The organism is Streptomyces sp. NPDC048671, assembly GCF_055587045.1.
This window is the reverse complement of sequence record NZ_JBVJHB010000007.1, coordinates 169261-191370: the sequence shown is the minus strand read 5'-3', so window position 1 is coordinate 191370 and position 22110 is coordinate 169261. Positions and strand designations below refer to the sequence as shown.

21 protein-coding genes and 1 pseudogene are annotated in these 22110 nt (G+C 69.6%); 5 read left to right on the top strand and 17 right to left on the bottom strand.

Annotated elements, in window-relative coordinates; translation table 11 throughout:
- Positions 1 to 68: 68 nt before the first annotated feature.
- The 4 genes from ACZ6S6_RS16150 to ACZ6S6_RS16135 form a co-directional block, all read right to left on the bottom strand.
- Positions 69 to 2543, bottom strand: a complete 2475-nt coding sequence (locus ACZ6S6_RS16150; protein WP_469706022.1) for an ATP-binding protein — start codon at positions 2541 to 2543, stop codon at positions 69 to 71.
- Between the two features lie 241 nt (positions 2544 to 2784).
- A complete protein-coding gene (locus ACZ6S6_RS16145; RefSeq protein WP_362963171.1) occupies positions 2785 to 3108 on the bottom strand; it encodes an STAS domain-containing protein in 324 nt (107 codons plus the stop codon).
- Positions 3109 to 3345: 237 nt separating this feature from the next.
- Positions 3346 to 4194, bottom strand: a complete 849-nt coding sequence (locus tag ACZ6S6_RS16140; protein WP_362963230.1) for a 3-hydroxyacyl-CoA dehydrogenase family protein — start codon at positions 4192 to 4194, stop codon at positions 3346 to 3348.
- 129 nt (positions 4195 to 4323) lie between these two features.
- On the bottom strand, positions 4324 to 4929 hold the full coding sequence (locus ACZ6S6_RS16135) for a TetR/AcrR family transcriptional regulator (protein ID WP_362963228.1): 606 nt from the start codon (positions 4927 to 4929) through the stop codon (positions 4324 to 4326).
- Between the two features lie 23 nt (positions 4930 to 4952).
- Between ACZ6S6_RS16135 and ACZ6S6_RS16130 the strand changes: the two are divergent.
- Positions 4953 to 5183, top strand: a pseudogene (locus ACZ6S6_RS16130) (ABC transporter permease); the annotation flags it as partial.
- Positions 5184 to 5196: 13 nt separating this feature from the next.
- Positions 5197 to 5769, top strand: a complete 573-nt coding sequence (locus ACZ6S6_RS16125) for a cob(I)yrinic acid a,c-diamide adenosyltransferase (RefSeq protein ID WP_362963169.1) — start codon at positions 5197 to 5199, stop codon at positions 5767 to 5769.
- Positions 5770 to 5881: 112 nt separating this feature from the next.
- Here ACZ6S6_RS16125 and ACZ6S6_RS16120 read toward each other — a convergent pair whose 3' ends face one another.
- On the bottom strand, positions 5882 to 6430 hold the full coding sequence (locus tag ACZ6S6_RS16120; protein WP_362963166.1) for a hypothetical protein: 549 nt from the start codon (positions 6428 to 6430) through the stop codon (positions 5882 to 5884).
- Between the two features lie 152 nt (positions 6431 to 6582).
- Here ACZ6S6_RS16120 and ACZ6S6_RS16115 point away from each other — a divergent pair, with 152 nt between their 5' ends.
- The 3 genes from ACZ6S6_RS16115 to ACZ6S6_RS16105 all read left to right on the top strand — a co-directional run bounded on the left by ACZ6S6_RS16115 (position 6583) and on the right by ACZ6S6_RS16105 (position 10488).
- Positions 6583 to 7779, top strand: a complete 1197-nt coding sequence (locus ACZ6S6_RS16115; protein WP_469706021.1) for a sensor histidine kinase — start codon at positions 6583 to 6585, stop codon at positions 7777 to 7779.
- The gene (locus ACZ6S6_RS16110; protein ID WP_362963162.1) at positions 7776 to 8423 is read left to right on the top strand and encodes a response regulator transcription factor; all 648 of its coding nucleotides are present in this window, start codon (positions 7776 to 7778) and stop codon (positions 8421 to 8423) included. Before ACZ6S6_RS16115 ends, ACZ6S6_RS16110 begins: the two co-directional genes overlap by 4 nt.
- Before the next feature lie 178 nt (positions 8424 to 8601).
- Entirely contained in the window at positions 8602 to 10488 is a 1887-nt protein-coding gene (locus ACZ6S6_RS16105; protein WP_469706020.1) for a glycosyl hydrolase family 18 protein, read from the top strand.
- Between the two features lie 159 nt (positions 10489 to 10647).
- Here ACZ6S6_RS16105 and ACZ6S6_RS16100 read toward each other — a convergent pair whose 3' ends face one another.
- The 12 genes from ACZ6S6_RS16100 to ACZ6S6_RS16045 all read right to left on the bottom strand — a co-directional run bounded on the left by ACZ6S6_RS16100 (position 10648) and on the right by ACZ6S6_RS16045 (position 22042).
- Positions 10648 to 11100 carry a DUF2550 domain-containing protein gene (locus ACZ6S6_RS16100; RefSeq protein WP_362963158.1) on the bottom strand — a complete coding sequence of 151 codons (453 nt, stop codon included), beginning with the start codon at positions 11098 to 11100 and terminating at the stop codon, positions 10648 to 10650.
- 134 nt (positions 11101 to 11234) lie between these two features.
- Positions 11235 to 11609, bottom strand: a complete 375-nt coding sequence (locus tag ACZ6S6_RS16095) for a F0F1 ATP synthase subunit epsilon (RefSeq protein ID WP_123461680.1) — start codon at positions 11607 to 11609, stop codon at positions 11235 to 11237.
- 109 nt (positions 11610 to 11718) lie between these two features.
- On the bottom strand, positions 11719 to 13161 hold the full coding sequence (gene atpD / locus ACZ6S6_RS16090) for a F0F1 ATP synthase subunit beta (protein WP_362963156.1): 1443 nt from the start codon (positions 13159 to 13161) through the stop codon (positions 11719 to 11721).
- Positions 13161 to 14078 carry a F0F1 ATP synthase subunit gamma gene (locus ACZ6S6_RS16085; protein WP_362963154.1) on the bottom strand — a complete coding sequence of 306 codons (918 nt, stop codon included), beginning with the start codon at positions 14076 to 14078 and terminating at the stop codon, positions 13161 to 13163. The genes atpD and ACZ6S6_RS16085 overlap by 1 nt, the downstream gene beginning before the upstream one ends.
- Before the next feature lie 3 nt (positions 14079 to 14081).
- Positions 14082 to 15653, bottom strand: a complete 1572-nt coding sequence (gene atpA, locus ACZ6S6_RS16080; protein ID WP_362963152.1) for a F0F1 ATP synthase subunit alpha — start codon at positions 15651 to 15653, stop codon at positions 14082 to 14084.
- Between the two features lie 140 nt (positions 15654 to 15793).
- On the bottom strand, positions 15794 to 16609 hold the full coding sequence (locus ACZ6S6_RS16075) for a F0F1 ATP synthase subunit delta (protein WP_362963150.1): 816 nt from the start codon (positions 16607 to 16609) through the stop codon (positions 15794 to 15796).
- Positions 16606 to 17151, bottom strand: a complete 546-nt coding sequence (locus ACZ6S6_RS16070; protein ID WP_469706019.1) for a F0F1 ATP synthase subunit B — start codon at positions 17149 to 17151, stop codon at positions 16606 to 16608. Before ACZ6S6_RS16070 ends, ACZ6S6_RS16075 begins: the two co-directional genes overlap by 4 nt.
- A gap of 37 nt (positions 17152 to 17188) precedes the next feature.
- Entirely contained in the window at positions 17189 to 17440 is a 252-nt protein-coding gene (gene atpE, locus ACZ6S6_RS16065) for an ATP synthase F0 subunit C (RefSeq protein ID WP_469706018.1), read from the bottom strand.
- Between the two features lie 68 nt (positions 17441 to 17508).
- Positions 17509 to 18330: a F0F1 ATP synthase subunit A gene (gene atpB, locus ACZ6S6_RS16060; protein ID WP_469706017.1), complete on the bottom strand. Its 822-nt coding sequence runs from the start codon at positions 18328 to 18330 to the stop codon at positions 17509 to 17511.
- Between the two features lie 225 nt (positions 18331 to 18555).
- Entirely contained in the window at positions 18556 to 18993 is a 438-nt protein-coding gene (locus ACZ6S6_RS16055) for a hypothetical protein (protein ID WP_469706016.1), read from the bottom strand.
- A 261-nt stretch (positions 18994 to 19254) separates the two neighbouring features.
- Positions 19255 to 20643 (bottom strand): MraY family glycosyltransferase, encoded by a 1389-nt coding sequence (locus tag ACZ6S6_RS16050; protein WP_469706015.1) that lies wholly within the window; start codon positions 20641 to 20643, stop codon positions 19255 to 19257.
- A 145-nt stretch (positions 20644 to 20788) separates the two neighbouring features.
- Complete coding sequence (locus ACZ6S6_RS16045; protein ID WP_469706014.1) at positions 20789 to 22042, bottom strand: serine hydroxymethyltransferase; 1254 nt, start codon at positions 22040 to 22042, stop codon at positions 20789 to 20791.
- Positions 22043 to 22110: the final 68 nt, after the last annotated feature.

Sequence of the window (22110 nt, the reverse complement as noted above, 5' to 3'; positions counted from 1 at the left end):
GACGGGCGCGCACTTCAAGCCCGTCCGGCGATTGAGGACAAGGCGCCAAGCGGGGGGCGCGCCCCCGCTCAGGCCACCGACGCGCTTTCCGACGGCACCGCGGACGCGTCCGCGCTCGTCACCCCCGACGGCCCACTCGCGGAGTCCGACGAGTCGGGCAGCCCCGGCCCGTCCGTCTCGCTCTCCGTGGGCGGCGGGGTCTCACTCGCCGGCGGAGGGCTCGTCGAGGGGGTCGTCGGCGGCGGATCCGACTTCGTCGGCTTCGGCGACTTGGACGTGGAGTGCGACGGACTCGGCTCCTCGCTCGACGGCTTCCCCGAAGGGGACGGGGTGTCCTGCGGGGCGCTCGTGTCCGGGGACGGGCTCCCGCTCCCGGTCGGCGCGGCCGTGCTCCCCGTCGGTCCGGGCGTCGACGACGTGGAGCTCGGCGCCGGAGCGGGCGGAACCGCGTCGTCGGTCGTCTCGTCGGCCGGCGGCTCGTTCTCGCTGCCGTCGTCCTCGCTCACCGACTGCTCGGTCGGGGCGGCGGGGTCGTCCTGCGCGTCGCTGTTCGACGTCAGGCCGAGCGTCACCACCGTGCCGAGCACACCCGCCAGCAGCACGCCCGCACCCGCGGCGACCAGGTTGCGCCGCGCACCGCCCAGTACCGAGAAGCGGCCGTCCGCGCCGCTCCCGGCGCCCTTCGCAGCGGTCTGCCGGGGCAGGACTGCGGTCTCGTCCGCGTACGACCGCGGCATCGTGACCGGTATGCCGGCCGTCGGGCCGCCGGGCGAGGACGCCTCGAAGCGGCCGGCCGGTATCTCGTCGTTCAGGGGCACGCCGCCCGCCGTCTGCGCGCCGGAGAGGTCCTCGACCAGGGCGAGCGCCCGGCGCCCCGCCACCGCACCCGGCTTGTCGGCCAGCGCCCCGCGCATGCTGATGGAGGTCTCCAGCTCGGCCCTGGCCCGGTCCGGATTGCCGGTGCAGAGCGCGAGTACGCCCAACTCGTGGTGGAAGTAAGCCTCTTCGGCGACCTCGCCGGCGATCCGGGCCGCCTCCTGGCCGATCCGCAGGGACTTCTCCCAGGCGCTCCAGTGCAGCCCGGCCGCGAAGGCGGGCGAGGCGCTGCGGGCCAGCAGCACGGCGACGCTGGTCTGCCCGGCGCCGTCCCCCGGCACCAGCTGCGTCATCGCCGCGAGGATCGCGTCGGCCTCGGCGACCGCCCGTGCGGGGGTGACGGAGGGGTGGCCGGCCCACCAGGCGTAGTGCTGGGCCGCCGTACGGGCCCGGCCCGTGGCGTCGTCCCCGTAGCCGGCGGCCTCCAGCTGGGCGAGAACACCGGCGGCCAGCCGGTAGCGGGGCCCGGCCGGGGAGAGCAGCCCGCAGGCCGCCAGTTCACCGAGCGCGGCATCGGCGTGGGTGTCCCCCACGAGCGCCGGCAGATGCGCCTGGTGCGGCACCTCGCCGCCCAGCGCGACCGCGAAGCGCAGGGTGTCGCGCGCGGCCTCGCTGAGCCGTGAGGCGAGCAGTGCGGCGGGCGCCGCGCCCTCGCCGAGGCTGGGCAGCGGCAGTTCGAGTGCCTCGGCCGGCAGCGGCGCCTCGGCGGGCCGGCTGTCGAGGTAGCCGTACTCGTCGTACGCCGTGGGGTCGGCCCGCAGCAGGTCGCGCTGGCGCAGCAGGGCGCCCGCCTGGACGAAGCGCAGCGGAAGGCCCTCGGACTCGAACCAGAGGTCGCCCGCCCAGTTGTTCTCCTCCTCGGTGAGCGGCCGTTCGACCACCCGCTCCATCAGTGCGACCGAGGCCTCGCCGTCCAGCCCGGCGAGGAAGACCTCTTCGAGGTGGGAGTCGGGGCCGGGCGCGGTGACATCGGGTGTCGCGGCGAGCAGGAAGGCGCATTCGGGCGTCGCGTCGAGCAGTTCGTCCAGCGCGGCGCCGCCGAACTCCAGGTCGTCCAGGACGACGACGGCACCGGTGGCGCGTAGCTTCGCCAGCAGCAGTGCCCGGTCCGGGCGGTGCAGCGGTGCGTCGTGGACGGCGTCGAAGAGTCCGTGCAGCAGGTCGGTGACGGTCCGCTTGTGGCCGCTGAGCCTTACGACTCCGTCCGGTGCGAGCTGAGCGCAGTCGGCGGCGACGGCGTCGAGGAGCGCGGTTCGGCCGGATCCGGCCGGTCCGGTGAGCCGTACCGAGCGTCCGCGGGCCAGCAGGCGTACCAGCCGCTCGCGTTCGTCGTCGCGCTCCAGGAGGGGCAGCTGGAGGACGGGCGGGCCGGGCGGCACGGGGGGCGCGGCGGACCGTTCGCGGTCGGCGCGCTCGGCGGGGGTGCGCCGGACCGGTTCGGCGGGCCGCTCGCCCGGCCGGCACGGTTCGACCTCGCTGCCGTCGACCGGGTTGATCGTGAGCAGGAGGTCGCCCGATATCAGCGGGACGACACGTGCCTGTTGCGGTGTTTGCTGACCGAAATCAGGGGTCAGTGGATCGCGGGAGGGACGCCGTCGGCCGGCGTCCTGCGCGGAGCCGTTATTGTCGTGGCCGAACTCATCCGGCCCCCGGTGTGTCGGGTCCATCGCCAAAGCCCCCAAGACGCGTCGAGCACGGTTGCCCCTCCCGGCCTCGCACGTCCAGCTGTCGCTTCCGGTCCGGTGTCAGCCAGGTGGGTCCGTCAATCGGCAGACGGCCGAACCCTAAACCTCCGCACAGTATCTACGAACATCCGGGGTGCCGTGCCGCCCGACAGATCACGGTCTCGTGAGGATTGTGCGGCTTCGGCCGCGGGGTGCGGACGGGGGTCCGCCGCCGCCCTGGGCCTCAGACACGCGGCAGCGATTCTGCCGCGATCCCGCCCTCGATGGCCAGGATGCGGTGCAGTCTGGTAGCCACCAGAAGGCGTTGCATCTGCGGCGGCACACTGCGGAGCACCAGCCGCCGTCCGGCCCGTCCGGCCCGTCTGTGCGCGCCCATGATGACACCGAGTCCGGTGGCATCCCATGAATCCAGCTCGGTCAGGTCCAGCACCAGATCGCCGACTCCGTCGTCGAGGGCCGAGTGCAGGACCGTACGGGCGTCCGCCGCGCTTCGGACGTCGAGGCGGCCCCCGACGACCAGCTCGGCGTGGTCGCCCCTGATGTGCATATGCGCTCCCCTGGAATGCTCCGTGGCAAGGTCCGTCTGTCTGAAACTGCCTCTGCCCCAACTGACTGCGGCAGCGACAGGGAAGTTGCCGTCTGTAAGCGAACCGATACCGAATTCACTCCGTGGAGTGACTGAGGCCCGCCATGGATCCGGTGCGGATCCATGGTCCCGGGAGGCGACCCCCGGTGCCCCCGAGCCTGATTGACGGCAGATCAGGCAACGAAGGACCAAGAACGATCAGTAGGTGTAAAAGCCCTGCCCGCTCTTGCGGCCGATGTCACCTGCATCGACCATCCGGCGCATCAGCTCCGGAGCGGCGAACTTCTCGTCCTGGGACTCGGTGTAGATGTTGCCGGTGGCGTGCAGCAGGATGTCGACGCCGGTCAGGTCCGCGGTCGCGAGCGGGCCCATGGCGTGGCCGAATCCCAGCTTGCACGCGATATCGATGTCCTCGGCCGAGGCGACGCCCGATTCGTACAGCTTGGCGGCCTCGACGACCAGCGCCGAGATCAGCCGGGTGGTGACGAAGCCGGCCACGTCCCGGTTGACCACGATGCAGGTCTTGCCGACCGACTCGGCGAACTCCCGCGCGGTGGCGAGGGTTTCGTCGCTCGTCTTGTAGCCGCGTACGAGCTCGCAGAGCTGCATCATCGGGACCGGCGAGAAGAAGTGCACACCGACGACGCGCTCCGGGCGCTCCGTCACGGCCGCGATCTTGGTGATCGGGATCGCGGAGGTGTTGGAGGCGAGCACGGCGTCGTCCCGGACGATCCTGTCGAGGGCCCGGAAGATCTCGTGCTTCACCTCCAGCTTCTCGAAGACCGCCTCGACGACGACATCCGCGTCGGCGACCGCGTCGAGATCGGTGGTCGTGGTGATGCGGGCGAGCGCGGACTCGGCGTCGGACGCCGCGAGCTTGCCCTTGGCGACGAACCTGTCGAAGGAAGCCTTGATGCCGTCACGGCCACGGGTCAGGGCCTCGTCGGTGACATCGCGCAGCACGACGTCCCAGCCCGCCTGGGCGGACACCTGCGCGATGCCGGACCCCATGAGTCCGGCTCCGATGACGGCGAGCTTCCTGGCCACGTTGGCACCCCTGCTTTCCATACGGTTCTCGTCCATGCTCTCCGGCGGAGGTTAGTACCCGTGAGGGGCGCTGGGGTCGCTAAGAGATGCGCGTCACGTCTCAAATGACGGACATCACACCGGAGAGCGTCATTCGGGGGCGCGCCGGGCGTAGTTGAGGACCTTTTCGCTCAGCAGGTCCTCCATGTCGTCGAGCAGGCACAGGGCTTCACGGGAGACCTCGGCCGGCGAACGGCCGGCCACCATCTCGCGCCCGATGAGAGCCAGCAGCGTGGTGTGCACCCAGCTGATCTGCCCGGCCATGAGCGACGGCGTCAGGTCCTCGGGGCGCGCTCCGGTCTCCTCGCGCAGGGTCTCCTCAAGGAGCACCAGGCTCTGCTGCTGCATGTGCCACAGCCGGGCCCGGAGCCCGGCCGCGCTCTCCACAACCTTCATGAAGCGGTCGTAGCCGGCCATGAGGCCCACCTGGGCCGACACCGCCTCCACCTCCGCCCGCAGCTCGCGCAGCACCGCCGCGGCGGCGGACTCACCCCGGTCGCGGGCACGCACGAAACGCGACAGCCGCGCGACGCTGCCCTTGGCCCGGTCGAGGAAGAGATCCTCCTTGGCCTGGAAGTAGTTGTAGACCGTGTTGACGGAGACATCGGCCGCCTCGGCGACCTCGGCGATCGTCACCTCGTCGAAACCGCGCTTCTGCAGGACACCGCGCTGATCTTCGGGCGCTACGCCCGCCAGACCGTGCGCTCCAGGTTCCACCCATGCCGTCGATGCTGCTGTCGGGCCTGATGCTGCCGATGGCCCTCGCACCGGGCTGGCTGAACGTCCTCTCCCACTTCATGCCGCTCCGCTATCTGGTGGACGCGATCCGGGACGGGTACACCGGCCGCTATGCCACCGCCTCCGTGCTGTACGGCGTGCTGGTCGCCCTCGGCTTCGCGGCACTCGCCGTGACAGTGGGCACACGTGTCTTCCGCAGAGCGGGCGCGTAACTAGGCTGACCGCATGGTCAATCTGACACGTATCTACACCCGCACCGGCGACCAGGGCACCACCGCCCTCGGCGACATGAGCCGGACCGCCAAGACCGATCTGCGGATCTCCGCGTACGCCGACACCAACGAGGCCAACGCGGTCATCGGGACGGCGATCGCGCTCGGGCAGCTCACCGACGACATCGTGAAGGTCCTCGTCCGGGTGCAGAACGACCTGTTCGACGTGGGCGCGGACCTCTCGACGCCGGTCGTCGAGGAACCGAAGTACCCGCCGCTGCGGGTCGAGCAGTCCTACGTCGACAAGCTGGAGGCGGACTGCGACCACTTCCTGGAGCAGACGGAGAAGCTCCGCAGCTTCATCCTGCCGGGCGGCACACCGGGCGCGGCACTGCTGCACCAGGCGTGCACGGTGGTCCGGCGCGCGGAGCGGTCCACCTGGGCGGCGTTCGAGGTGCACGGCGAGGTGATGAACGCCACCACGGCGACGTATCTCAACCGGCTCTCCGACCTGCTGTTCATCCTCGCGCGGGTGGCGAACAAGAAACTCGGCGACGTGCTGTGGGTACCGGGCGGCGAGCGGTAGAAGGACAGGCCCGCCCGGCACCCCCCAGCCCGTCCGGCACCCCCCAGTCTGCCCGGCGCCCCCAGCCCGTCCGGCGATTGAGGACAAGATCTCAGCCGGGCGGGCCCCGCGCCTACTCCGAGTCCCGCTTCGGATCCCGCTTCGGGAACACCGTGTAGCTCGCCGCGATCACCAGGTTGATCCCGATCACGAACAGCATCGTCTGCTGCCAGGACCGCAGCGACGCCACGTCCCCGTCGCCCCCCACGTACCAGACCGCCCCCTGGAGCAGCGCCAGCGCCGTCGCCGCGGCCAGCGTCCACCGCCCGGCCACCCGCCACTCGTGCACCGCCCGCGCCATCCCGTACTTCGGCGGCCTCACCGGTGGCGGGCCGCCGGCGAAGCGGTGGGCGACGCGGGCGTCGACCCAGCGGATCGTGGAGTGACCCAGGCCCACCGTGAAGCCGATGTACACGGCGGCGAGGCCGTGCTTCCAGTCCGGAGCGGCACCGTTCTTCAGGTCCACGGCCGTCACCACCAGCAGGATCACCTCCAGCAGCGGCTCGCACAGCAGCAGCGCGCCACCGAGCCGCGGCTTCTTCGCCACGTACCGCAGCGTGAGTCCCCCGGCCAGCAGCACCCAGAAGGCGATCTCGCAGAGAACGATCAGTGTGACGATCACGGTCCTGCTCCTTGTCTCTCCCCTCCAGCGTCCCCGCCGGGGCGCGCCCGATCGTCGACCGGAGTGACGAACCGGCGCTGCATCCTTCGATGTAGTCGCGGCTCACCCCCGGTACGGACGTCCGGCGACGGCCCGCCGTGTTGGATGGGAGGGTGTTCTCTCATCCCCGCCCCCACCGGGACGACGTCCTCATCGCGGTCAGCGGACTGCTCGGCGGATTGGTGCTGTGGCTGCTCGGTCTGCACATGCAGAACGGCCGGCCACTCGACGCCCCCGGGATCGAGCTGGTCCCGCTCGCCGTGATGTCGGTGCTGGCGCTGCTGCGCAGAAGCGCGCCGCAGACCGCCCTGATCATCGGCACCCTCGCGCTGATCATGGACCAGTTCACGGCCGGGAACCTGGCGACCGTACTGCTGTACACCGACGTCATGTACGCCGCCGTGCTGTACGGCACCCCGGCGGCCGCCCGGCGGATCCCGGTGACCACCTTCCTGATCACGGTCACGGTCACCATCGGCTTCCTGGCCTGGTTCCGCAGTGCCGAGGCGCTGCTCATCGGCATCATCACCGGACTGGTCTCGTTCGTGCCCGCCCTCACCGGGGTCAGTGTGCGCAACCACCGCGACGCCGCCGAGACCGAGCGGCTGCGCGCCGATCAGACGGCTCTGCTGGCCGAGATGGACCGGGCGCAGGCGGTGGCCGTCGAACGGGCCCGGATGGCGCGCGAGCTGCACGACATGGTGGCCAACCATCTCTCCGCGATCGCCATCCACTCCACCGCGGCGCTCTCCATCGACAACCCGGAGACGTCCCGGAACGCCCTGGGAGTCATCCGGGAGAACAGCGTCGACGGTCTGGCCGAAATGCGCCGTCTGATCGGACTGTTACGCACGAACGGACCGGATCCCGGCCCCAGCAGCTCCCCGACTCTCGGCTCGCTGGACGCCCTGGTCGAGCAGCACCGCACGAACGCCGCGTCCAGCGGGCTGACGTGCGTGCTGGAGGACTCCCGCGGCGAGCCCGGTCCGCTGCCGGCGCCGGTCGAGCTGGCCGCGTACCGCATCGTCCAGGAGTCCCTCACGAACGCGCTCAAGCATGCCGGGCCCGGCCCGGTCACGGTCCGGCTGGGGCAGTCGGGGCGGCGGCTGACGGTGGAGGTCACCAGCGTCCTCGGGGACCGGCCGGGACCGCGTGCGCCCGGTTCGGGGGCCGGACTGATCGGGATGCGGGAGCGGGTGGCGCTGCTCGGCGGGGAGATCGAGGCGGGACCGGTGTCCACCGGGAGCGGGAGAAAGATCTGGCGTGTACGGGCTGAACTGCCCGTCGGGGACGGGAGCGTGAGGGCATGACCATCCGGGTTCTGGTGGCCGAGGACCAGTCGGCGGTGCGTGCGGGGCTGGTGCTCATCCTGGGCAGCGCACCGGACATCGAGGTCGTCGGGGAGGCCGGCGACGGGGAGGCGGCGGTGCGGCTGGCCCGCGAGCTGCGCCCCGACCTGGTGCTGATGGATGTGCAGATGCCCAGGCTTGACGGGGTGTCGGCGACGAAGCAGGTGGTCGCGGAGCGGCTGGCGGATGTGCTGGTGCTGACGACGTTCGACCTGGACGAGTACGTCTTCGGCGCGCTGCGGGCCGGGGCGTCGGGCTTTCTGCTGAAGGACACCGAGGCGCACGGCCTGCTCGAAGCGGTGCGCACGGTGGCGCGCGGCGAGGGCCTGATCGCCCCGGCGGTGACGCGCCGGCTGATCGCGGAGTTCGCCGGGTCCGTCCCCGTACCGCCGGACGCTCCGGACAGAGCGGTGCTGGACTCCCTCACCCGGCGCGAACGCGAAGTGCTGGGCTGCCTGGGCGAGGGCCTGTCGAACGCCGAGGTCGCGGTGCGGCTGTCGATGGCGGAGGCGACGGTGAAGACGCACGTCAGCAGGCTGCTGGGGAAGCTCGGTCTGCGCAGCCGGGTACAGGCGGCGGTGCTGGCACAGGAGTTGGGCGTCTGAGGTTTGGGGAGATCGCGCTCCGATCTTTGGTCTGGACCTCTTGACGATTGGTCCAGACCTTCCTAATCTCACCGAACACACTGCGGTGAGCCCGCCATGACAAGACGGGCTCGGGGCGGCGCAGGGTTGCAGTTCACGGACCACCCCCGTTTGTCCGGACCTCACCCGAGGAGCACCGTTGAGCACTGAGACCCCCCGCCGGACCCGATTCAGATTCGGGGCCGGGAAAGCCACCAGATCAAGAGCCGTCGCGGGCCTCACCGCACTGCTCCTTCCGCTCGCCGCGATGGTCGGCATGGCGTCCCCGGCCGAAGCAGCGACCTCGGCAACCGCCACGTACCTCAAGAAGTCCGACTGGGGCAGCGGCTTCGAGGGCCAGTGGACGGTGAAGAACACCGGCACCACCGCCCTCAGCTCCTGGACCATCGAGTGGGACTTCCCCTCCGGTACCGGCGTCGGTTCCGCCTGGGACGCCGCCGTCACCAGCTCCGGGAACCACTGGACCGCCAAGAACCTCAGCTGGAACGGCTCGGTCGCACCGGGCGCCAGCGTCTCCTTCGGCTTCAACGGCACCGGCTCCGGCTCCGGGGCCGCCACCGGCTGCAAGCTGAACGGCGCCTCCTGCGACGGCGGCAGCGTCCCCGGTGACAACGCCCCCTCCGCGCCCGGAACCCCCACCGCGAGCGCCATCACCGACACCTCGGCGAAGCTGAGCTGGAGCGCGGCCACCGACGACCACGGCATCAAGAACTACGACGTCCTGCGGGACGGCGCGGTCGTCGCCACGGTCACCGGCACCACGTACACCAACACCGGCCTCACCGCCGGCACCGACTACTCGTACACCGTGCAGGCCCGCGACACCGCCGACCAGACCGGTCCGGCCAGCGGCGCGGTCAAGGTGCACACCACCGGCGGCGGGGGCACCGATCCCGGCGGCCCGGGTACCGGCGACAAGGTCAACCTCGGCTACTTCGCCGAGTGGGGCGTCTACGGCCGGAACTACCACGTCAAGAACCTGGACACCTCCGGTTCGGCCGCGAAGATCACCCACATCAACTACGCCTTCGGCAACGTGACCGGCGGCAAGTGCACCATCGGTGACTCCTACGCCGACTACGACAAGGCGTACACCGCCGACCAGTCGGTCGACGGCGTCGCCGACACCTGGGACCAGCCCCTGCGCGGCAGCTTCAACCAGCTGCGCAAGCTCAAGGCGAAGTACCCGAACATCAAGGTCCTCTGGTCCTTCGGCGGCTGGACCTGGTCCGGCGGCTTCGGCCAGGCGGCGCAGAACCCGGCCGCGTTCGCCCAGTCCTGCTACGACCTGGTGGAGGACCCCCGCTGGGCCGATGTCTTCGACGGCATCGACGTCGACTGGGAGTACCCCAACGCCTGCGGTCTGACCTGTGACACCAGCGGCCCGGCCGCGCTGAAGTCCATCACGTCCGCGCTGCGCACCAAGTTCGGCAGCAACAACCTGGTGACCGCCGCCATCACGGCCGACGGCTCCGACGGCGGCAAGATCGACGTCGCCGACTACGCGGGCGCCGCGCAGTCGCTGGACTGGTACAACGTGATGACGTACGACTTCTTCGGCGCCTGGGACGCGAAGGGCCCGACGGCTCCGCACTCCCCGCTCACCCCGTACACCGGCATCCCGAAGGCCGGCTTCAGCTCCTCCGAGGCCATCGCCAAGCTGAAGGCCCAGGGCGTCCCCGCGTCGAAGCTGCTGCTCGGCATCGGCTTCTACGGCCGCGGCTGGACCGGCGTCACCCAGGACGCGCCCGGCGGCACCGCCACCGGCGCCGCCCCGGGCACGTACGAGGCGGGCATCGAGGACTACAAGGTCCTCAAGAACAGCTGCCCCACCACCGGCACCATCGCCGGCACCGCCTACGCGCACTGCGGCACCAACTGGTGGAGCTACGACACCCCGGCCACCATCTCGTCCAAGATGGCCTGGGCGAAGAACCAGGGCCTGGGAGGCGCGTTCTTCTGGGAGTTCAGCGGGGACACCAGCAACGGTGAACTCGTGAGCGCGATGAACAGCGGCCTCAAGTAGTCACCGCCGCACCGCATCCCGCGTAACCCCGAAAGCACCGGGGAGACAGGTCCGCCCCCTGTCTCCCCGGTTTTCGTCTGTGTGGTGCGGGGCCTCAGGCCACGTTCACCCTCCCCCGGACTTCGTCCGGGAGGTGCCCCCTTCCAGCGAGGCCCCTGTTTAAGCCACATTGACTCGCTGGCCGGGCGGTGCCGCCTCCAGCCAGGCGAGGAACCCGGTCAGGGCGTCCTCGCTCATCGCCAGCTCCAGGCGGGTCTCCCGGTGGAGACAGCCGAGCACGACGGCGTCGGAGAGCAGTGCGAGCTCCTCCTCGCCCTCGGGCAGCCGACGGGCGACCACCTCGATCGAGGACCGCTCCAGCACCCGGCGCGGGCGCGGGGAGTAGCTGAAGACCCGGAACCAGTCGACCTTATCCCCGTGGTAACGGGCGACCCCGTACACCCAGCCCTTGCCCGAGAGATCGGGCTCCACCGGCACATTCCAGCGCAGGCTGCAGTCGAAGGTCCCGCCGGAGCGCTGAATCAGCCGCCGGCGCAGACCGAAGACGAAGAGACCAACCAGGACCAGTGCGACGACCAGCCCGCCCACCCACAGCGCGAGGAACACCTCCACCGACCTCCTCGCGTCATCGAGTAAACGGATACCGCCCGAACTTCACCTGCACCTGCATCGCCTCAGCCGCGACACGGTCTGGAGAGGTCTCCAGCTCGGGCCGCGGCTGAGGGTAAAGACGTTTCGCGGGGTGGCTAGTGCACCGCCACCGCACGCAGTCGCACATCGGCGCGACGCTCGGCGGCGCCGTCCGTGTCCGACTTCGCACGTTCCAGCGCACGCTCGGCGCGCTGGACATCGATCTCGTCCGCCAGCTCGGCAATCTCCGCCAGCAGCGAGAGCTTGTCGTCGGCGAACGAGATGAAACCGCCGTGCACCGCGGCGATGACAGTGGAGCCATCGCTCGTACGGATCGTCACCGGGCCCGATTCCAGCACACCCAGAAGCGGCTGGTGACCGGGCATGACGCCGATGTCGCCGGACGTGGTGCGCGCGACGACCAGGGTGGCCTCGCCGGACCAGACACTACGGTCCGCCGCGACCAGCTCGACGTGCAGCTCAGCAGCCAAGGGTGGCTCCTCGGGTCACCACCCGGCGGTCATGCCGGGTGTTGGGTCAATTCTACGGGGCGTGGGGAGGGGGACGGGACGCACCCGCCCCCCTCGGTGAGCCGGAGGCTCAGGAGACGCCGAGCTCCTTGGCGTTGGCCTTGAGGTCCTCGATGCCACCGCACATGAAGAACGCCTGCTCGGGGAAGTGGTCGTACTCACCGTCGCAGATCGAGTTGAACGCGGCGATCGACTCGTCGAGCGGCACGTCGGAACCGTCCAGGCCGGTGAACTGCTTGGCGGCGTGGGTGTTCTGCGACAGGAAGCGCTCGACGCGACGGGCACGGTGGACAACGAGCTTGTCCTCCTCGCCCAGCTCGTCGATACCGAGGATCGCGATGATGTCCTGGAGGTCCTTGTACTTCTGCAGGATCCCCTTGACACGGCTGGCCGTGTCGTAGTGGTCCTGCGCGATGTAGCGCGGGTCCAGGATGCGGGACGTGGAGTCCAGCGGGTCCACGGCCGGGTAGATGCCCTTCTCGGAGATCGGACGGGAGAGAACCGTCGTCGCGTCGAGGTGGGCGAACGTGGTGGCCGGGGCCGGGTCGGTCAGGTCGTCCGCGGGGACGTAGATCGCCTGCATCGAGGTGATCGAGTGACCACGCGTCGAGGTGATGCGCTCCTGGAGCACACCCATCTCGTCGGCCAGCGTCGGCTGGTAACCCACCGCGGACGGCATACGGCCGAGCAGCGTGGAGACCTCGGAGCCGGCCTGCGTGAAGCGGAAGATGTTGTCGATGAAGAGCAGCACGTCCTGCTTCTGCACATCGCGGAAGTACTCCGCCATGGTCAGGGCGGACAGTGCGACCCGCAGACGGGTGCCCGGCGGCTCGTCCATCTGGCCGAAGACCAGCGCGGTCTTCTCCAGGACGCCCGACTCGGTCATCTCGTCGATGAGGTCGTTGCCCTCACGGGTGCGCTCGCCGACACCGGCGAACACCGACACACCGTCGTGCAGCTTCGCCACACGCATGATCATTTCCTGGATGAGGACCGTCTTGCCGACGCCCGCACCACCGAACAGACCGATCTTGCCGCCCTTGACGTACGGGGTCAGCAGGTCGACGACCTTCAGGCCGGTCTCGAACATCTCGGTCTTGGACTCGAGCTGGTCGAAGGCCGGGGCCTTGCGGTGGATCGGCCAGCGCTCGGTGATCTGAGCCTCGGCGTCCGGGTCGTTCAGGATCTGACCAAGGGTGTTGAACACCTTGCCCTTGGTGATGTCGCCGACCGGCACCAGGATGCCCGCGCCGGTGTCGGTCACCTTGGCCTGGCGGACCAGACCGTCGGTGGGCTGCATCGAGATCGCACGGACCACGCCGTCACCCAGGTGCTGGGCGACTTCGAGGGTCAGTGTCTTGCGGGCACCGTCCTCGGCCGGGTCCGCCACCTCCACATGCAGGGCGTTGTAGATCTCCGGCATGGCGTCGACGGGGAACTCCACGTCGACGACCGGGCCGATGACCCGGGCGACGCGGCCCGTGGCAGCGGCCGTCTCAACTGTCGTCGTCATTACTTGTCACTCCCCGCGGACGCGTCGGACAGAGCACCTGCACCGCCGACGATCTCGCTGATTTCCTGGGTGATTTCGGCCTGGCGGGCCGCGTTGGCAAGCCGGGAGAGGCTCTTGATGAGATCCCCGGCGTTGTCGGTCGCCGACTTCATCGCGCGGCGGCGGGCAGCGTGCTCGGAAGCGGCTGCCTGCAGCAGTGCGTTGTAGATACGACTCTCGACGTAGCGCGGCAGGAGGGCGTCGAGGACGTCCTCCGCCGACGGCTCGAAGTCGAACAGCGGAAGGATCTCGCCCTTCTCCGTGCTCTCCTGCGCGGCCTTGTCGAGCGAGAGCGGCAGCATCCGGTCGTCGACCGCGTTCTGCGTCATCATCGACACGAACTCGGTGAAGACGATGTGCAGCTCGTCGACGCCGCCCTCGGCCGTGTCCTTCTGGATGGCCTCGATCAGCGGCGCGGCGACCCTCTTGGCATCCGAGTACTCCGGGCTGTCGGTGAAGCCCGTCCAGGACTCCGCGACCTTGCGCTCGCGGAAGCCGTAGTAAGCGACACCCTTACGGCCGACGATGTACACGTCGACCTCCTTGCCCTCCGCCGCGAGCCGCTCCCGGAGCCGCTCCCCCGCCTTGAGGGCGTTGGAGGAGTAGCCGCCGGCCAGACCGCGGTCGCTCGTGATGAGCAGAACCGCGGTCCGGGCCGGGGCCTCGGCCTCGGTGGTGAGCGGGTGCTTGGTGGTGGAGCCGGTCGCGACCGCGGTCACCGCACGGGTGAGCTCGGTCGCGTACGGCATCGACGCCGACACCTTGCGCTGCGCCTTGACGATGCGCGAGGCGGCGATCATCTCCATCGCCTTGGTGATCTTCTTGGTCGCGGTGACGGCTTGGATGCGGCGCTTGTAAACGCGAAGCTGAGCGCCCATCGATCAGCCCTCGCCCAGAAGCTTGCCGTCCGAGGTCTCGAACTGCTGCTTGAAGGCGGCGATCGCGTCGGCGATCGACTGCAGCGTGTCGTCGGACATCTTGGCGCCCTCGGCGATGCTGGTCAGGAGGTCCTTGCGCTCACGGCGCAGGTACTCCAGCAGCTCGCCCTCGAAGCGGCGGATGTCCTCGACCGGGACGTCGTCCATCCTGCCCGTGGTGCCGGCCCAGACCGAGACGACCTGCTCCTCGACCGGGAACGGGGCGTACTGCGGCTGCTTCAGCAGCTCGACCATGCGCTTACCGCGCTCCAGCGAGGCCTTCGAGGCCGCGTCCAGGTCGGAACCGAAGGCGGCGAACGCCTCCAGCTCGCGGTACTGGGCGAGGTCCACGCGGAGCCGGCCGGAGACCTGCCGCATGGCCTTGTGCTGGGCGGAGCCACCGACTCGCGAGACCGAGATACCGACGTTCAGAGCCGGACGCTGGCCGGCGTTGAACAGGTCGGACTCCAGGAAGCACTGGCCGTCGGTGATGGAGATGACGTTGGTCGGGATGAACGCCGACACGTCGTTCGCCTTGGTCTCGACGATCGGGAGGCCCGTCATCGAACCGGCACCCATCTCGTCGGAGAGCTTGGCGCAGCGCTCCAGCAGACGCGAGTGGAGGTAGAAGACGTCGCCCGGGTAGGCCTCGCGGCCCGGCGGACGGCGCAGCAGAAGCGATACGGCGCGGTACGCGTCGGCCTGCTTCGAAAGGTCGTCGAAGATGATCAGGACGTGCTTGCCCTGGTACATCCAGTGCTGGCCGATGGCCGAACCGGTGTACGGCGCCAGGTACTTGAAGCCGGCCGGGTCGGACGCCGGGGCGGCGACGATGGTCGTGTACTCAAGCGCGCCGGCCTCTTCGAGGGCACCGCGCACGGAGGCGATGGTGGAGCCCTTCTGACCGATGGCGACGTAGATGCAGCGCACCTGCTTGTTCACGTCGCCCGAGCGCCAGTTGTCACGCTGGTTGATGATCGTGTCGACAGCCAGCGCGGTCTTACCCGTCTGACGGTCACCGATGATCAGCTGACGCTGGCCGCGGCCGATCGGCACCATGGCGTCGACGGCCTTGTAGCCGGTCTGCATCGGCTCGTGCACCGACTTGCGGACCATGACGCCAGGGGCCTGCAGCTCGAGGGCGCGCCGGCCGTCGGTCGCGATCTCGCCGAGACCGTCGATCGGGGTGCCGAGCGGGTCGACGACGCGGCCGAGGTAGCCCTCGCCGACGCCGACGGAGAGCACCTCACCGGTGCGCTGCACCGGCTGGCCCTCCTCGATTCCGCTGAACTCGCCGAGGACGATCGCACCGATCTCGCGCTCCTCGAGGTTGAGGGCGAGACCGAGGGTGCCGTCCTCGAACTTCAGCAGCTCGTTCGCCATGGCGGAGGGCAGGCCCTCCACCTTCGCGATGCCGTCGCCGGCAACGCTGACCGTACCGACCTCCTCGCGCGAGGCCGCGTCCGGCTTGTACGACTGGACAAAGTTCTCCAGCGCATCCCGGATCTCCTCCGGCCGGATCGTGAGCTCCGCCATCTGGGTTCCCTGCTCTCCTTGTTGGGCCCGAAGTTTCTTAAGGGGGTCTGGGGGCCGACCCCCAGGAATCTTCTGCAATTTCTGCACGGCCCAACCGGGCCGCTGGTCTTGCTCTGTCTCTGTTACTGCGCCTGGCTGGGTCAGCCGGCCATCCGCCGGGTCGCCTCGTCGAGGCGCTCCGCGATGGTGCCGTTGACGATCTCGTCACCGACCCGCACCGTGACTCCGCCGAGGACCTCGGGGTCCACGTCGAGGTTCAGGTGCATCTGCCGGCCGTAGATCTTCGCCAGGGCGGCGCCGAGGCGCTGCTTCTGCCGATCGCTCAGCGGCACTGCCGAGGTGACGATCGCGACCATGCGGTCACGGCGCTCCGCGGCGAGCTTGGACAGGGAGTCCAGTCCCTCTTCCAGGCTACGTCCCCGGGGCTGGGTGACAAGCCGCACGATGAGGCGCTCGGTGACGGGCCGCGCCTTTCCGCCGAGCAGGCTGCGCAGCAGCTCGCCCTTGGCGGCGGGGGGCGCGGTCCGGCTGGTGAGCGCGGCGCGCAGCTCCGGGTCGGAGGCGACGATCCGGCCGAACCGGAACATCTCGTCCTCGACGTCGTCGAGGTCTCCGCCGCGCTGGGCGGCGGTGAGGTCCGCGGTGTTCGCCAGTTCCTCGATCGAGTCGACCAGGTCACGCGACCGCGACCAGCGCGAGCGGACCATGCCGGAGACCAGATCGACGGCTTCGCCGCCCACCTGGCCGCGCAGCAGTCGTCCGGCCAGCTCGGCCCTGGCCTCGCCGGCCTGGGCCGGGTCGGTCAGGACCCGGCGCAGCGACACCTCGCGGTGCAGCAGCGCCGTGACTCCGGCCAGGTCCTCGGCGAGCTTCGCCGCATCGACCGACGTGCTGTCGGTCAGTGCGTCGAGACGCTCGCGTGCGGCAGCCAGTGCCTCGCGGCTCGCGCCGTTCATCGGACGGCCTCGGCCTTCGCCTCGAGCTCGTCGAGGAAACGGTCGACGGTGCCGCTCTGCCGGGCGTGGTCCTCAAGGGACTCGCCGACGAGCTTGCCGGCCAGGTCGGTGGCGAGCTTGCCCACGTCCTGGCGCAGCGCGGACGCCGCGGCCTTGCGGTCGGCCTCGATCTGGGCGTGGCCGGCAGCGACGATCTCCTCGCGCTGCCGCTGGCCTTCCGCCCGCATTTCCTGCAGGATCACGGCGCCCTGCTCCTGCGCCTCCTGGCGCATACGAGCGGCTTCGTGGCGGGCCTCGGCGAGCTGAGCCTTGTACTGCTCAAGAACGCTCTGGGCCTCGGTCTGGGCCGCATCGGCCTTTTCGATACCGCCTTCGATGGCCTCGCGACGCTCTACCAGAACCTTGTTGATGTTCGGGAGGAGCTTCTTGGCGAGGAAGCCGAAAACGATGACGAAAGCGATGAGGCCAATGACGAGCTCAGGGATCGGCGGGATGAGCGGGTTTTCCGCATCCTCCGCCGCGAGCTGAACCAGGGGGTTCACGTCAGTGCCTTCCGTCGAATGGGCTGTTCGCGACCGGTCAGGAGGAGGTCGGGTAGACGAACGGCATGACCAGACCGATCAGGGCGAGCGCCTCACAGAAGGCGAAGCCGAGAATCTGGTTGGCGCGGATGAGACCGGCAGCCTCGGGCTGACGGGCGAGCGCCTGGGTGCCGTTACCGAAGATGATGCCGATGCCGACGCCGGGGCCGATCGCGGCGAGGCCGTAACCGATCGAGCCGAGGTTGCCCTTGATTTCGACGCCGGCGGCGAGGGTCTGGAGAGCGGACATGCCGGTTCTTCCTTCTCTTTCAATGTCCGGTGGGGGTTGGCCACCGGGTGCTTCAGGAGGTGAGGTGCTCAGTGCCCCTTGGCGAGAGCGCCCTGGATGTAGCTGCAGGCCAGCAGCACGAACACGTAGGCCTGGACAGCCTGGATGAAGAGTTCGAAGGCGGTCATCACGATGACCATCACGAACGACACACCTGCGTAGGCGAATCCGATGCCGTTGAGCAGGTACCAGCTGGCGATCGTGAAGAGCAGCAGGAGCGTGTGGCCCGCGAACATGTTGGCGAACAGTCGGACCGCGTGGGTGAACGGCCGGACCAGCAGGTTCGAGAAGAACTCGATGGTCATCGAGAGCGGGAGGACCCCGCCGAGGCTCTTGTCGTAGCCGGAGAAGTTCTTGAAGGCTCCGACGAAGCCGTGCTTCTTGAAGGTCAGGCCGACCCACAGGACGTAGACGATCCCGGCGAGAGCCGCCGGATACGAGATGATCGCCGTCACGGGGAACTGGGCAACCGGAATGATGGACCAGAGGTTCATCATCCAGATGACGAAGAACAGGGAGACCATCAGCGGGACGTACTTCTCGCCGTCGCGCTTGCCGATCGTCTCGTAGACGATGCCGCGGCGGATGAAGTCGTATCCGGCCTCGGCCACCATCTGAAGCTTGCCGGGCACCAACTTCGGCTTGCGGAAGGCGGCCCAGAAGAAGCCAACGATGATGACCGAGCCGAGCAGGGCCAGCAGCATCGTCTTGTTGAAGTACAAGTTGCTGTCCGCGTCACCCCAGAGGGGTTCGAACAGGAACGAGTGCAGGCCGGGTGCCGGAAAACCACAACCGTCGAAGATGTGGCAATCGGACTCGAAGGCGAGCACCTGTGTCGGGTCAGCACTCACCGCGGGCTCCTTCAGCGTGGCGCATAGGTACGGCAACCTCGATGTGTCGGCGCGGCGCGCAGCCGCGGTTCGGCACTGGACTGGTGTTTCGGATGTGTGAGCGGCAGTCAGGCAATGAGCCTCGCGATCGTGCAGGCGTCAGCTCACATGCCCGCGCCCGCAGTGCCGCAGTTGGAACCGGACGATAGCAGGGTCCTGAACCCGCGCTTATTCCGCCCCTACCCTTCACGTCGAGGACCCCGGCTTCTCGGGCTTGTCACCCTTGCCGGACTCGGGTTCCACGTAAAGGATCTTGGCCTTCATGTGCGCACGCGCCTGTGCGCCGATCCACACGAGTGTCGTCACGACCAAGGTGATCGCGAAGGCCTTCGGGTTGAACAGCGAGGTGTTCTTGAACACGGCTACGAAGATGAACAGCAGCAGCAGCTGCGCCGTGTACAGGGCGAGACCCATCGCCTGGAACAGATGAGGCATGGACCGGGCGGTCCGTTCCAGGACCATCAGCCCGATCCCCATGAAGAGGATGACCACGATCGTCGCAACGATCGCGCCCAGGGCTCCCTTGCCACCGGCGACGCCACCGCTGATCGCGGCGGCGACTGCGCCGGCGACAGCGGTGGGGACGGCGGTCTGGAGGAGAGTCCGGACGTCGTTGGACGGCATGGCGGCAGCTCCGCTTGCTGGGGGGTTCGGCAGTGTGTCGTCATGGACGAGCGTAGGCCCGGTCCGAGTCGATGCCTCGAGGCCAAGGGACCGTGCTACTCAGGTCCTTCGGCTCTGTCACCGGGTTCGTGAACGGTATCACAAACTATTTGATGAGGTCTTTACCAAGAAAGTGTGGTCGCCGTCACACGTGAGAGTTACTTGACGCGCGTGAGCAAGGCAGGCCAACATCTTGTCTGGTATTGCCCCTTGATGCCCGAATCAGTGACGGGTCGAATCGGCCTCGCGCCGGTCCGAAAATCGCGAACGGGGGCCGATGGCGGTCGCCCCGTTGACGCCCGAGACTCCTGCGGCGACCGGGGCCCGCTCAGCGGGCTCCTGCCCCTCCGGCCCCATCTGGGCGTCCAGCGCCCCCTGTTCGCCCTCCAGCCCCTCCGCGGACGCCGCCCCGGGCCCCTCTTCGTGGCGCCGCCGCCGGCGGTAGCGGGGCGGCACGATGCGCTGCGCCCACAGCGGGGCACGCGGAGTGAAGCGGGGCATCAGGAGCAGGATCAGGCCGAGCGCGCTCAGGCCCACGATCACCAGGACGATCCACATCGAGGCCGAGTGCACGGAGTAGCCGACCGCGCCGAAGGCGATCAGGGCCGACCAGAAGTACATGATCAGCACCGACCGGCTGTGCGAGTGGCCGATCTCCAGCAGCCGGTGGTGCAGGTGGCCGCGGTCGGCGGCGAACGGCGACTGGCCGTTCCAGGTGCGCCGCACGATCGCCAGCACCAGGTCGGCCGCCGGGATCGCGATGATGGTGAGCGGCAGCAGCAGCGGGATGAAGACCGGCAGCATCGCGTGGGTCGCCTGGCGCTCACTGCCCTCGAAGATCTTCATGGTGTCCGGGTCGACCTGGCCGGTCACCGAGATCGCGCCGGCGGCCAGGACGAGGCCGATCAGCATCGAGCCGGAGTCCCCCATGAAGATCCGGGCCGGGTGCATGTTGTGCGGCAGGAAGCCGAGGCACATGCCCATCAGGATCACCGTGAAGAGCGTCGCGGGGGCGGCCGCCTCGATCGTGTGTCCGTACCAGAGCCGGTAGGTGTAGAGGAAGAACGCGGCCGACGCGATGAGGACCATGCCGGCCGCCAGGCCGTCCAGGCCGTCGACGAAGTTCACCGCGTTGATCGTGATGACGACCAGGGCGACCGTGAGCAGCGTGCCCTGCCACTGAGTGAGGGCGACGGTGCCGACGCCCGGGATCGGCAGCCACAGGATCGTCAGGCCCTGGAGGACCATGACCGCCGCGGCGATCATCTGACCGCCCAGCTTGATCAGGGCGTCGATCTCGAACTTGTCGTCCAGGACGCCGATCAGCCAGATCAGCGCGGCCCCGGAGAGCAGCGCCCGCGGTTCGCTGGAGAGGTCGAAGACGCCGTCGAGGTTGGCCAGGTGATCGGCGACGATCAGACCGGCGCACAGCCCGCCGAACATGGCGATGCCGCCGAGCCTCGGTGTCGGTTCCCGGTGGACGTCACGCGCACGGATCGCGGGCATCGCCCCGACCGCGATGGCGAACTTCCGCACCGGGCCGGTGAGCAGATACGTCACCGCCGCCGTGACACAGAGCGTCAGCAGGTAATCACGCACGGGCTGCCCCACAAATATCGCCGGCCATCTCAGCCCACACCTTAGCCCGACCGGAACACGCGCCGGTCGGGCCGACTACGCCGGCCTCGGGGTTGAGGACACGGAGGTACCCGTGATGGTTGCACGGGCCACCCTCATTCAGGACATAGGACCCGTGTCACCCGGGGTACGGCGGAAATTTCGCCGCCAGTTCCCGCACCTCCGCCAGGACGTCGCCCTCCTCGCGCACCGCCGCACCGAACAGCGCCGCGATCCGTGCCATGGCGGCGTCCCCCATGCCCTGGGTGGTGACGGCCGCGGTGCCCAGCCTGACGCCGCGGGCGTCCCCGTACGGAAGCGCGCAGGTGTCCAGCACCAGGCCGGCGGCCGCCAGCCGGGCGCGGGCGGTGTGGCCGTCCACGCCGAGCGGGGCCGGGTCCGCGACGATCAGGTGGGTGTCCGTGCCGCCGGTGGTGACGTCGAAGCCCTCGGCCTCCAGGCCGGCGGCCAGCACCCGGGCGTGGGACACCACACGGTGGGCGTACGCGGCGAAGGCCGGGGTCGCCGCCTCGTGGAACGCGACGGCCTTCGCGGCCACCGTGTGCATCTGGGCGCCGCCCTGGGTGAAGGGGAAGACCGCGCGGTCGATCCGCTCCGCCAGCTCCGCGCCGCACAGGATCATCCCGCCGCGCGGCCCGCGCAGCACCTTGTGCGTGGTGGCGCAGACGACGTCCGCGTACGGAACGGGGCTCGGCGCCGCTCCCCCGGCGATCAGTCCCATCGGGTGCGCGGCGTCGGCGATGAGGTACGCGCCCACCTCGTCGGCGATCTCGCGGAAGCGCTCGTGGTCCGGGTGGCGCGGGTAGGAGATGGAGCCGCTGACGATCGCCTTGGGGCGGTGGGTGCGGGCCAGGGCGCGGACCTGGTGGTAGTCGATCAGTCCGCTCTCGGAGTCCACCCCGTAGCCGACGAAGTCGAACCAGCGGCCGGAGAAGTTGGCGGGTGAGCCATGGGTGAGGTGTCCGCCGTACGGGAGGCCCATCGCGAGGACCGTGTCACCGGGCTTCAGCAGGGCCGCGTACGCCGCGAGGACGGCCGAGGAGCCGGAGTGCGGCTGGACGTTGGCGTGCTCGGCGCCGAAGAGCGCGGTGGCCCGGCGGACGGCGATGCGTTCGGCGGCGTCCGCCTGTTCGCAGCCGCCGTGGTGCCGCTTGCCGGGGTAGCCCTCGGCGTACTTGTTGGCGAGCGGCGAGCCGAGGGCGGCCAGGACCGCGGGCGAGGTGAAGTTCTCGGCGGCGGTCAGCTGGAGTGTGCCGGACTGCCGGCGCACCTCCCCCAGCAGCACATCGGCGATCTCCGGGTCCTCCCGGAGCAGGGCGCCGAAGTCCTGCGGCAGAGTGGCCGGGGGTGCGGCGGAGGCGGTGACCGGCATCGGGGGCTCCGGGCCTGAGAGGAGTGCGCTGGCGTCAGCTCCAATGTAGGCCCGCGGCGGGCCCGCTG

What these genes read in the sequence shown, in the direction of transcription:
- ACZ6S6_RS16075 (WP_362963150.1), bottom strand. Translation starts at nt 16,609, where the DNA reads ATGAACGGCGCGAGCCGCGAGGCACTGGCTGCCGCACGCGAGCGTCTC.
- ACZ6S6_RS16150 (WP_469706022.1), bottom strand. Translation starts at nt 2,543, where the DNA reads ATGGACCCGACACACCGGGGGCCGGATGAGTTCGGCCACGACAATAAC.
- ACZ6S6_RS16055 (WP_469706016.1), bottom strand. Translation starts at nt 18,993, where the DNA reads ATGCCGTCCAACGACGTCCGGACTCTCCTCCAGACCGCCGTCCCCACC.
- atpD (WP_362963156.1), bottom strand. Translation starts at nt 13,161, where the DNA reads ATGACGACGACAGTTGAGACGGCCGCTGCCACGGGCCGCGTCGCCCGG.
- atpE (WP_469706018.1), bottom strand. Translation starts at nt 17,440, where the DNA reads ATGTCCGCTCTCCAGACCCTCGCCGCCGGCGTCGAAATCAAGGGCAAC.
- ACZ6S6_RS16125 (WP_362963169.1), top strand. Translation starts at nt 5,197, where the DNA reads ATGGTCAATCTGACACGTATCTACACCCGCACCGGCGACCAGGGCACC.
- ACZ6S6_RS16045 (WP_469706014.1), bottom strand. Translation starts at nt 22,042, where the DNA reads ATGCCGGTCACCGCCTCCGCCGCACCCCCGGCCACTCTGCCGCAGGAC.
- ACZ6S6_RS16145 (WP_362963171.1), bottom strand. Translation starts at nt 3,108, where the DNA reads ATGCACATCAGGGGCGACCACGCCGAGCTGGTCGTCGGGGGCCGCCTC.
- ACZ6S6_RS16110 (WP_362963162.1), top strand. Translation starts at nt 7,776, where the DNA reads ATGACCATCCGGGTTCTGGTGGCCGAGGACCAGTCGGCGGTGCGTGCG.
- ACZ6S6_RS16085 (WP_362963154.1), bottom strand. Translation starts at nt 14,078, where the DNA reads ATGGGCGCTCAGCTTCGCGTTTACAAGCGCCGCATCCAAGCCGTCACC.
- atpA (WP_362963152.1), bottom strand. Translation starts at nt 15,653, where the DNA reads ATGGCGGAGCTCACGATCCGGCCGGAGGAGATCCGGGATGCGCTGGAG.